The organism is Aeromonas sp. s5, from assembly GCF_040907865.1.
Taxonomy (GTDB): domain Bacteria; phylum Pseudomonadota; class Gammaproteobacteria; order Enterobacterales; family Aeromonadaceae; genus Aeromonas; species Aeromonas dhakensis.
The window spans coordinates 80,713-90,335 of the sequence record NZ_JBFOCO010000025.1; the positions used below are offsets into that span (position 1 = coordinate 80,713).

8 protein-coding genes are annotated in these 9,623 nt (G+C 57.2%); 5 read left to right on the forward strand and 3 right to left on the reverse strand.

Annotation, left to right across the window (positions count from 1 at the left end; all coding sequences use genetic code 11):
- The first annotated feature begins 162 nt into the window (after positions 1–162).
- From AB5Y94_RS15635 to AB5Y94_RS15645, 3 genes are read left to right on the forward strand one after another with little or no spacing between them, the layout of a single operon-like run.
- Positions 163–2,277 (forward strand): OmcA/MtrC family decaheme c-type cytochrome, encoded by a 2,115-nt coding sequence (locus AB5Y94_RS15635; RefSeq protein ID WP_368206120.1) that lies wholly within the window; start codon positions 163–165, stop codon positions 2,275–2,277.
- 56 nt (positions 2,278–2,333) lie between these two features.
- Positions 2,334–3,305 carry a DmsE family decaheme c-type cytochrome gene (locus AB5Y94_RS15640; RefSeq protein WP_368206121.1) on the forward strand — a complete coding sequence of 324 codons (972 nt, stop codon included), beginning with the start codon at positions 2,334–2,336 and terminating at the stop codon, positions 3,303–3,305.
- Between the two features lie 11 nt (positions 3,306–3,316).
- Complete coding sequence (locus AB5Y94_RS15645) at positions 3,317–5,308, forward strand: MtrB/PioB family decaheme-associated outer membrane protein (protein WP_368206122.1); 1,992 nt, start codon at positions 3,317–3,319, stop codon at positions 5,306–5,308.
- A 175-nt stretch (positions 5,309–5,483) separates the two neighbouring features.
- Here the strand turns inward: AB5Y94_RS15645 and AB5Y94_RS15650 are convergent, their stop codons facing one another.
- Positions 5,484–5,843 carry a hypothetical protein gene (locus AB5Y94_RS15650; RefSeq protein WP_024942411.1) on the reverse strand — a complete coding sequence of 120 codons (360 nt, stop codon included), beginning with the start codon at positions 5,841–5,843 and terminating at the stop codon, positions 5,484–5,486.
- Positions 5,844–6,140: 297 nt separating this feature from the next.
- Between AB5Y94_RS15650 and AB5Y94_RS15655 the strand changes: the two genes are divergently transcribed.
- Entirely contained in the window at positions 6,141–6,779 is a 639-nt protein-coding gene (locus tag AB5Y94_RS15655; RefSeq protein ID WP_368206123.1) for an acyltransferase, read from the forward strand.
- A 401-nt stretch (positions 6,780–7,180) separates the two neighbouring features.
- On the opposite strand, the gene AB5Y94_RS15660 is transcribed toward AB5Y94_RS15655, so the two are convergent.
- Entirely contained in the window at positions 7,181–7,918 is a 738-nt protein-coding gene (locus tag AB5Y94_RS15660; protein WP_368206124.1) for a hypothetical protein, read from the reverse strand.
- A 76-nt stretch (positions 7,919–7,994) separates the two neighbouring features.
- Positions 7,995–9,050, reverse strand: coding sequence for a site-specific integrase (locus tag AB5Y94_RS15665; protein WP_368206125.1), 1,056 nt, complete (start codon positions 9,048–9,050; stop codon positions 7,995–7,997).
- Positions 9,051–9,276: 226 nt separating this feature from the next.
- Here AB5Y94_RS15665 and AB5Y94_RS15670 point away from each other — a divergent pair.
- On the forward strand, positions 9,277–9,623 hold a 347-nt coding region (locus AB5Y94_RS15670), incomplete at its 3' end, for a helix-turn-helix domain-containing protein (RefSeq protein ID WP_368206126.1).

Here is a 9,623-nt window from a genome sequence, read left to right on the forward strand (position 1 = left end):
GAGACTTAGATCAACGCTCTCTAATATATAAACCTTACAATTAAGATGGAAATGATTTATACCGTATTCAGTCCTCTTTTGACCCTTAAGTAGTATCTTTTTGGGAATTTTTTGAGCTGGCTCATATATGGAACAATAAGTCCGATAAAAAAGGATAAAAGAATGAAATACTGGAAAGTATTGGTGGCTGCAGCAATGGTGTTCACCCTCTCCTCCTGCGGGGGCGGCGGTGATGGCAACGACAAGACGGACCCACCGCCCCCTCCGCCAGGAACCCCGGATTCGCTGGTGATCTCGGCCTCCACTCCGCAACTTGGCGAGAGCGGTCAGCTATCGGTGCAGTTCAAGGTCACCGACAAGCAAGGCAAGGGCTATGACCTGGGTAGCACCCTCCCCTCCTTCACCCTGGCCAAGGTGATCCCCGGCCGTGACGCCACGCGGGAAGACCCCGTGATCTGGAAGAGCTTCATCTACAGCACCCGCAACAACCGCCCCACCGGCGAGAACGGCGGCAAGCTCGAAGCCCTCGGCAATGGCCAGTACCGCTACACCTTCTCCTTCAATGCCACCACGGTGCGCGACCCTTATCCGAGCGATTCGCAGGACAACAACGGTTTGATCCGCTGGGATGAGGCAGCGACTCACCGCCTCGGCATCTACTTTGGCGGCAGCAACGGCATTCCGGTCACCGACTATGTGCTGGACTGGGTACCAGCCGGCACACCGCCGCTGCTGACCCGCGACATCCTGGAGCAGCAGAGCTGCGACAGCTGCCACATGAAGCAGCCTATTCACCACAGCAACCGGGCCGATCCCAAGCTCTGTGTCACCTGCCACAACGAGAGCGTGCCCGGCAGCGGACGGGGCGATCTGACCACCCTGGTGCACAAGCTGCACGGCAATCTGGATGCCACCGCCACCAAGCTGGTGAGCCACTTCCCGCAGGATCCGCGCAACTGCGACACCTGCCACAAGGGCGTCACCCCGACCACCCCGGATGCGAACAACTGGCAGCACGCCCAGGAGAAACCCTGCGGCGCCTGCCACGCGGACTCCACCACGGCGACCGGCTACGTCAGCCACATCAACGGCAAGATCAACAGCGGCACCCTCTGTACCCAGTGCCACGCCGAGACGCCCGGCAACACCAAGTCCCCCAGCAGCGTGCACATGGGCTACCTCGCCAACGAGGCTGCCGGTCGCGACAAGCTGGTGTTCAAGTTTGACGACGTGCGCTACGCCGCGCCCAACATCGAGGTCGAGCTGACCGTGACCGCCAACGGCACGCCGGTCGAGACCATGGACGGGGTGCTCAAGTACATCAAGTACGGCGATCTGGCCAAGGCTCCCTACGTGCTGGTCAACTGGGATCAGGGCAGCGGCTTCGAGCTGGGCTACACCAACCCGCAGACCTTCGTCGCCGGCAACAAGATTGACTTCACCAAGTGCGAAAGCCAGGGCGGCGGCAGCTTCCTGTGCCGCAAAGAGGTGGGTAACGAGGTGACCGGCACCCTGGCGGCCACGGTCGCCGAACTGCAGGTGTGCGTGGCCCGCAAGGCGGATCGCAACGGTGCCTTCGCGGCCGGGGATCTGCTCCCCTGCAGCAGCACCGCCAGCGCCCTCTCCTACGTGCCTATCAATCCGGTCAAGGCCTACTTCCGGGCCGAAGGCGGGGTCGACGGCAGCTATGTGCTCAAAGCAGGGGCGGATCTGGCCTCCTGCAACGGCTGTCACAAGGACCTGGCCGTCCACACCGAGGGCAATGCGGGCTCGGCCCACGCCTCCAAGGACTTTGCCCAGTGCACCAGCTGTCACAACGCCACCCGCACCTCCTTCTATGCGGGTGTGCCGGGGGATCTGAAGTACCACGTGCACTCCTTCCACGCCTTCGGCTCCCATCGCAGCGGTGATGCCACCTTCCCGGGCAAGCTGAACAACTGCGAGTCCTGCCACACCAAGGGTCAGTACAACCTGCCCAACCAGCAGAACGAACGACCCTCGCTGGTGGCGACCACGGCGGACAACAAGCAGCCCAAGTTCTTCAGTCCGACCCTGGTGGTCTGCGCCAGCTGCCACCTCAAGTCGCCGCTGGGACTGGTCAAGCCGGACAGCCCGGTCGCCGGGGATGAGTGGGCCACCCACATGAAGAACAACGGCGCCATCTTTGGTGCAGAGACGATAGAGGCCGCCACCGGAGTTGAACAGTGTGCGTCCTGCCATGCCGTCGGGCAGGAGCAGGGCGTCGACAAGGTTCACAAGGTGTATGACTTCCGTTGAGACCACCAGGCCGGGGGGATGCCTCCCCCCGGCCCTTTGCCGTTGAAGGACACGATATGAAAAGAATCACCCCGCAGTGGCTCCTGGCGGGTTTGCTGGCACTCGGTTGCCTGCCGGTCTGGGCCAAGAGCGATGCCCAGCCGGCGGCCGATGCCGATCCGCGCCTGCAGGTCGAGGCCACCCTCGACCAGAAATTCGATCAGGGCAAATACTCCCCCAAGGGGGCCGATACCTGCCTCAAGTGCCACGATGCCGACTCGCGCAAGCCCGCCACCGGCATCTTCCACAATGTGCACGGCAATCTCGGCAACCAGAACGGGCCGATGGCCGACAAGCAGTGTGAAGCCTGCCACGGCCCCGCCGGCAACCACCCGCGCAATCCCCGCAAGGGGCAGCAGCGGGAACCCATGATCACCTTCGGCCCCGACTCGCCGGTGCCGGTGGAGAAGCAGAACAGCGTCTGCCTCTCCTGCCACACCGATACCCAGCGGATGGGCTGGCATGCCAGCGCTCACGCGGTGGAGGATCTCTCCTGCACCAGCTGCCACAGCCTGCACCAGGCCAAGGATCCGGTGATGGACAGCAAGCTGCAGGTGGAGACCTGTACCAGCTGCCACGCCCAGCAAAAGGCCGATCTGCACAAACGCACCAGCCACCCCATTCTCAATGGCGAACTGCCCTGCTCCAGTTGCCACAATCCGCACCAGTCGCAGAACGAGGCCAGCCTCAAGCAGCCCAGCCTCAACGAGAGCTGCTACGAGTGCCACGCCGAGAAACGGGGCCCCTTCCTGTGGGAACACGAGCCGGTGACCGAGGATTGCTCCCTCTGCCACAGCCCGCACGGCTCCATCAACCAGGCGCTGCTCAACAAGCGGGTGCCCCAGCTGTGCCAGGAGTGTCACAGCGTGCCCCATGCCAACGCCTCCATCCCCGAGGGGGATCTCAAGGTGCGTGGCGGCAGTTGCCTGAACTGTCATAACCAGATCCACGGGACCAACCATCCCAACGGTCAATCACTGCGGCGCTGAGGAGAGAAGTCATGAAATACTCAACACTTTGGCTCTCCCTGTTGGCGGTCTGCTCGGCCCAGGCGGCCGAGGAGCCGCTGGCAGTCGGGGATTACGCCCTGCAGCAGAGCAAACCGGCCAAGACCGAACGCTGGAGCTGCAAGTCTTGCGAGCACGATGAGGGCTGGTTTGGCGAGGTGGGGCTGGGTGCCGGCTATGCCAACGACGATGGCGCCACCCGCTTTCGCAACTGGGTGCCCAGCCAGCAGGACAGCGGCATGCTCGGCATCTTCAACGCCGACCTGCAATATCGGGGAGAAGGCTCCCGCTACGGCAGCCTGGAGGTGAAGAACCTCGGCATGGAGCGCTTTCGCCTGGCCACCGAACAGGGCCACTACGACGGCATGCGCGCCCGGCTGGGCTACTCGGAGTCACCCTTCTACTGGAACAGCCACGGCCGCAGCGTCTATCAGCCGGGCGAGAGCCCGCTGACCCAGGGGTCGCTGGCCGAGTTTGACAAGGAGGTGGTGCGCAAGAAGCTGACCGCCGGGCTCGCCTATACCCCGAAGAGCCCGTGGCGCCCCTACGCCGATTTTTCTCATGAGAAAAAAGAGGCCACCCTCGCCTACTACCAGTCGAGCGTGCCCGGCATCGGCAGCGGGCCAGGCCTCTTGCCCAAGCCCGTCGACGGCAGCTCGACCACCCTGGTCAAGAGCGGCGTCAGCTACCTGGGAGAAGGCTGGCTGGTCGATCTCGCCTACCACGGCTCCCTCTACCGTACCGATGACACGGCGCTCTACTATGGCAGCATCGCCGACCCTTACGCCAACGAGCGCGCCTACGAGCCGGACAACAACTTCCACCAGCTGAGCCTATCCGGCCAGTACAACTGGGACCGGCAGAGCCTGACCGGCCGCGTGCTCACCAGCCAGGCCACCTCCAACGGCAGCCTGACCGCGTTTCGCAACGCCCCCATCAGCCAGGATGACTTCCACGGCGAGGTAAGCACCCTGCAGGCCGACGCCAAGTGGGTAGGCCGCTTTGGCCGGGATCTCACCCTGCGCGCCGGCGGCGAGTATCGGGACCGCAAGGACAAGTCCGATGAATACGCGGTGGTCGGCAAGCAGCGCGGCAAGAGCGATCGCACTCGCAGCAAGGCGGATCTGGCGGCCGACTACCGGCTCAGCCGCTCGGTCAAGCTCACCACCGGCTATCAGTACAAGGCGGATCAGCGCGAGCAGGCCGACCGGCAGGACACCGACGAGCACACCCTGTTCCTCAAGGGGCGCTACCGCCCGGCCGGGGCGCTGCAACTGGGCGGCAAGCTCGCCTGGAGTACCCGCGACGGCTCGGACTGGCGCCACGACAGCGCCGGTGGCAACGGCAGCCCGACCCTGCGCCAGTTCTATCTGGCGGACAGGGACAGGGTCGAACTAAGGGGAGATCTTGGCTATCAGTTCAGCGAGGGAATGGATGCCCGCCTCGAAGGGTGGTGGGCCAGGGATGACTACAAGGAGCCGGACATAGGGCGCAGCGAGGGCAAGGATTATGGCATCGACCTGACCCTCAACCAGCAGTTCGATGACAACCTGAGCGGCCACCTGTTCAGCAACCTGCAGTGGATCACCTCCAGCCAGAACCACGCCTACACAGGCACACCGGACTGGGATCCCTACAGCACGGCGGTGCGCGACGAGATCACCACCCTCGGGCTCGGGCTCACCCAGAAGAAAGCGTTTGACCGGGATCTCGAGCTCGGGCTCGATTACAGCTTCGCCTATGGCCGCGGCAAGACCGACGCCAGCAAGGGCTATGACTACCCGGATCTCACCAGCAAGCAGCACCGGCTGGAAGGCTACGCCCTCTATCAGCTGACCAAGCAGCATTCGCTGCGCTGGGATGTGCGCTACGAATACTTCCAGGACGTGGACTACCTCTACACCGGCGAAGAGCGCAACCTCGGCAACCTGAACCAGGACTACAACGGCTACTTCACCGCCGTCTCCTGGCTCTACAAGTTCTAAAGGAGTCACCGCTCGAACTGAACGCCGCCAGCCCGACGCGGTAGCGGTCACATCAACAACAAGGGGAGCACTGGCTCCCCTCTTTTATATCAGGCCAACCTGCACGACATGAGTGCCAACCTCATTGTCTGTACACAGAGCGGTTCAAGCACGTAACGAGAACCCGCTACCCGTCTCACTCAAGGGCCAGCAGTGCCGACAGTGTGCGCCATTCATCTGCATATACCCTTCTTAAATAACGCCCTCTGAGATGAAACAGAAACCTCATGACCAAGCCGGCATTTTTCTGTTTGGCGAGGAGCACCTGAATATCGTGCCACAGGAGTTCACTCTGAAAACCGGACCAGACGGGAGGGACAGGTGAACACCCATTCGTGCAACAGATTGGGGCAACCCATTCAAACAACACCCACTCCACATGTACCAGCGGAAAATGTCTCGCGATGGAGGCGATGTGCGCATAGTCCACTTCGTTGTCAATGAAGATGTCTGACAAGGCCTCGCACAAATCCTGATCTGTCACTTGATCTGCCAACGTGCCGCCCCCTCCCTCTGCAGATAGACAGATTCGGCTCCACCCCACCGAAACCGTTCAGGAACAGAGGAACACGCCGACAGGCTTCAAGCAACAGAGAGATGACAGCCAGGGAGAACATGGCCAGCATCGGTTGCAGGTGGCCCAGTACAACATCAAGGAGCTGGCGGGCTCAAGCTCCGGGACCGTCGAGCTGCTGGCAGGCCAGCAATCCCCCATCATCGAGTAAAACGCTCTAAGGCTTCAACTTGTGTTGGCATGGTAAGATGGTGTCGTTATATTTTGAGGAACAGATCCGTGGCTCTGAAAACGACGCTTAAAAAAATCACAATGAAATTGTTCAATCAGGTGCGCATATCTTCTGGTAATCGGATACAGCTATCTCCGAATACTCGCCTGAGAAAGTGTGTAATCTCAATCGGTGATAGTGAAAACCACATTCAAGTAGAGGACGCCCAAGTACGGAGGTGCAGCATCACTATTGAGGGACGAGGTAATCGTCTGATAATCCACAAAGGCTGTAACTTGCGTGGCTTGACCATTGAAGTGCTGGGGAATGATTGCACCTTAGAGATCGGTAAGAATGTGAAGAATACCGGCCCTGGAAAACTATCATGTCGTGAAAGAGGCACTCGCCTTGTAATTGGAGATAACTCCCTTTTGGCCACAGGGATCACGATGCTGACCAGTGATGGTCACGATATCTATGACTCTGCAGAAACACGCATCAACCCAGCCAAAGATATCATCATCGGCTCGCAAGTTTGGATAGGCCAAGAAGCTATGATATTGAAAGGGGCTCACATAGAAGATGGCTGTGTGATCGGCGCCCGCTCTATAGTCACAGGTAAAATTAAAGCCGCAAGCATTGCAGTGGGTAATCCCGCGAAACCTATCCGCTCGAACATTACTTGGAATGAGCGTCTAACCTATTGACGACTCCACATTCAGATGAAGAGGCCCCACATCGTGGGGCCTTCTTCTATCTGCCTGACAGCGCCTGAGCATGGCCAGGGGGAAGCTCAACAAGCTGCCGGAATAAATCTGTGTGGACAAAATGTGGACATTGATGAAAAACAAAAAGGCCGCTATTGCTAGCGGCCTTTCGTAAGTCTTTGATTGCTTTATTCAATAACTGGTGCCCGAGGCCGGAATCGAACCGGCACGACGCGAACGTCGAGGGATTTTAAATCTGATTCGGCCCTATGGCAAAACAAGCACTTACATAAAAATCAGAGAGTTAGTGAACCAATGACAGCTAAAAATGACCACGCATTTAAAATTTTGTCGCCACTCTGTCGCCACTCTGGCGCCAGCTCCTTGCACACCACTCGTTCTTACTTAGTATTGGCAGTATCACATTTTACCACCCTATATCTAAATTGGTTCATAGGAAATACCTCTACAACACCCTTATTCCAAATAGCTAATGCATTAGGAGATGACATGACATATATCCCTGATGACTCTAACTTACCATCAATAGATAAAACCTGATATATCTCACTATCAGAATCACAAACGAATTTATTGTTTTTTCCTATTTCTTTTTCAGCTAATTCCTGCCCATATGAAAATGTGCTCGCAGGAATTATTATACTAAAAAACAAAAACACTAAAACCGCAAAAACCTTTACAAAAAGTAATGAAACCCAGATTGCAAACTTATCTTTCTCTTCTTTTATATCGCGAGTTTTTTTTGATTTTAGATGAGACACCCATCCACTTACTTCATTGATCTTTTTACGTTTAGAATCCACTGGAGCTAGTAGAAATGCATACCAACACACAAAAGAAATTATTAAATACGACATCCCAAGATATAAGAACTTAATAAGTAAATACCAATTGGTGTCCCCATTGTTCCTCACGTCACTGAAGAAATAGGCAACAACTAAAATCGTGTTTGATAGAATTTGATAAATACTACGTTCAAATAAATCAACAGGCAGGCCAAATTTACTATAATATCCCATATCGAAATATTGGCCGACAAGAAATAGAGGTATAGCCAACACAGTAATTATAGCGACTAGAGACTCAATTTTAAGATCTTGTCGAAGCATAATACGCATCCGTTACTCCATAAAAACCCCAAACGAAACCCATTGTATCACCATACATGGTCTGTCACGATACTCAGATATGTACTCAACCAAGTTGGTGAACAGTCAGTGGGTTAAACCTCACCGCATCTTCCAAGTGATCAGGGGCAAAGTGTGCATACCGCATGGTCATCGCGATGGTGGAGTGGCCGAGTATTTTCTGCAGCACCAGGATGTTACCGCCGTTCATCATAAAGTGGCTGGCGAAGGTATGGCGCAGAACGTGGGTATTTTGTCCGGGTGGTAGCTCCAGCCCGGCACGTTCGACCACCATCTCGAAGGCGCGATAACAGTCACCGAACAGGCGGCCGCGCTTTCTGGGCAACTGGGCATAGAGCTCGGGGCTGATGGGCACGCTGCGGCTTTTCTTGCTCTTGGTGCGAGTGAAGGTGATGCGGTTGGGGGATACCTGGGACTGGGTTAACTCTTCCACCTCCGACCAACGGGCACCGGTGGCCAGGCAGAGTTTAACCACCAACAGCAGGTCGGGATTTTGGCTATCGGCGCAGGCGGCCAACAGGTGCTTGAGTTCATCAGGGTAGAGAAAAGCCAGTTCGGCCTCGGCCACCTTGTAAGCACGCAGACCATCGAGGGGGTTTTCCCCCTGCCACTCCCCTAGCCTTTTCAGTTCGTTGAAGACCGCACGCAGATAGGCATGTTCGCGGTTAACGGTATTGGGAGTGACGCCCTGCTTCTCCTGGTTGATGGCGCGTCGGTCCGTGATATCACCTGATAAACGAGCTTCACGGTAGGCGGCAAAGTCGCGAGCGGTAAAGTTCACCGCCAGCGGATCTCCCAGGGAATGGCAAACGATCAGCAGCTTGGATTTACGAGCTTCACCATCACGCAGGCTCTGGCCATGGCGACCAAACCAGAGTTCGACCAGATCGGAGAGGTGCCGGCCATCGGTCGGCTCCCCTTGCCCTTCCAGCCAAGGCCTGCCCTTTTCCGGATCCAGCACAAAGCGCTCAAACGCCAGCGCCTCGCCCTTGGTAGCAAACTGCTTGCGGATCCGTGGCACATTGGGGTTTTCCTTGCTCGGTCTCCCCTCTGGATAGACCTCTGCCAACCACTTGCCGGATATCTGTTTTCTTACTGTCATACTCCCTCCACAAGGCACTGTAATTATATACAGCATTAGGTGGCGATAGGGAGTGTTTAGTAACGCCTTTCTTATACATGGAGAGCTTGCGATCATACTGGCCATCAACGACTTATATTGTATGGAGATGGTATTCACCTGACAGTTGCCCACAAAAGGGAGTGGTCATACGGCTTCAAACCGGATAACAAAACGGTACCCCTACCGTGTTATCCGGAGTCACCGTATGACCACCAACGAGAAAGTAGCACGTCGTAAACTCAGCCTGCTAGAGCTCGCCAAAGAACTCAATAACGTCAGCAAAGCCTGCAAGCTCATTGGCTACAGCCGCCAGCAGTTCTACGAAATCCGGCGCAACTACCAGACCTATGGCGCTGAGGGTTTGCTCGACAAATTGCCTGGCTGTAAAGGGGCTCATCCCAACCGGGTCGCGCCCGAAATTGAGCAGGCCATCCTCGATTACTCCCTCACCAGGCCTACCCATGGCCCGCTGCGGGTCGCGCAAGAACTCGCTCTGCAAGGCATCAACGTCAGTGCGGGCGGTGTGCGTGGCGTGTGGCAACGTCACGATTT

Coding starts and splice junctions, on each gene's coding strand:
- AB5Y94_RS15635 (WP_368206120.1), top strand. CDS start 163: ATGAAATACTGGAAAGTATTGGTGGCTGCAGCAATGGTGTTCACCCTC.
- AB5Y94_RS15640 (WP_368206121.1), top strand. CDS start 2,334: ATGAAAAGAATCACCCCGCAGTGGCTCCTGGCGGGTTTGCTGGCACTC.
- AB5Y94_RS15645 (WP_368206122.1), top strand. CDS start 3,317: ATGAAATACTCAACACTTTGGCTCTCCCTGTTGGCGGTCTGCTCGGCC.
- AB5Y94_RS15660 (WP_368206124.1), bottom strand. CDS start 7,918: ATGCGTATTATGCTTCGACAAGATCTTAAAATTGAGTCTCTAGTCGCT.
- AB5Y94_RS15665 (WP_368206125.1), bottom strand. CDS start 9,050: ATGACAGTAAGAAAACAGATATCCGGCAAGTGGTTGGCAGAGGTCTAT.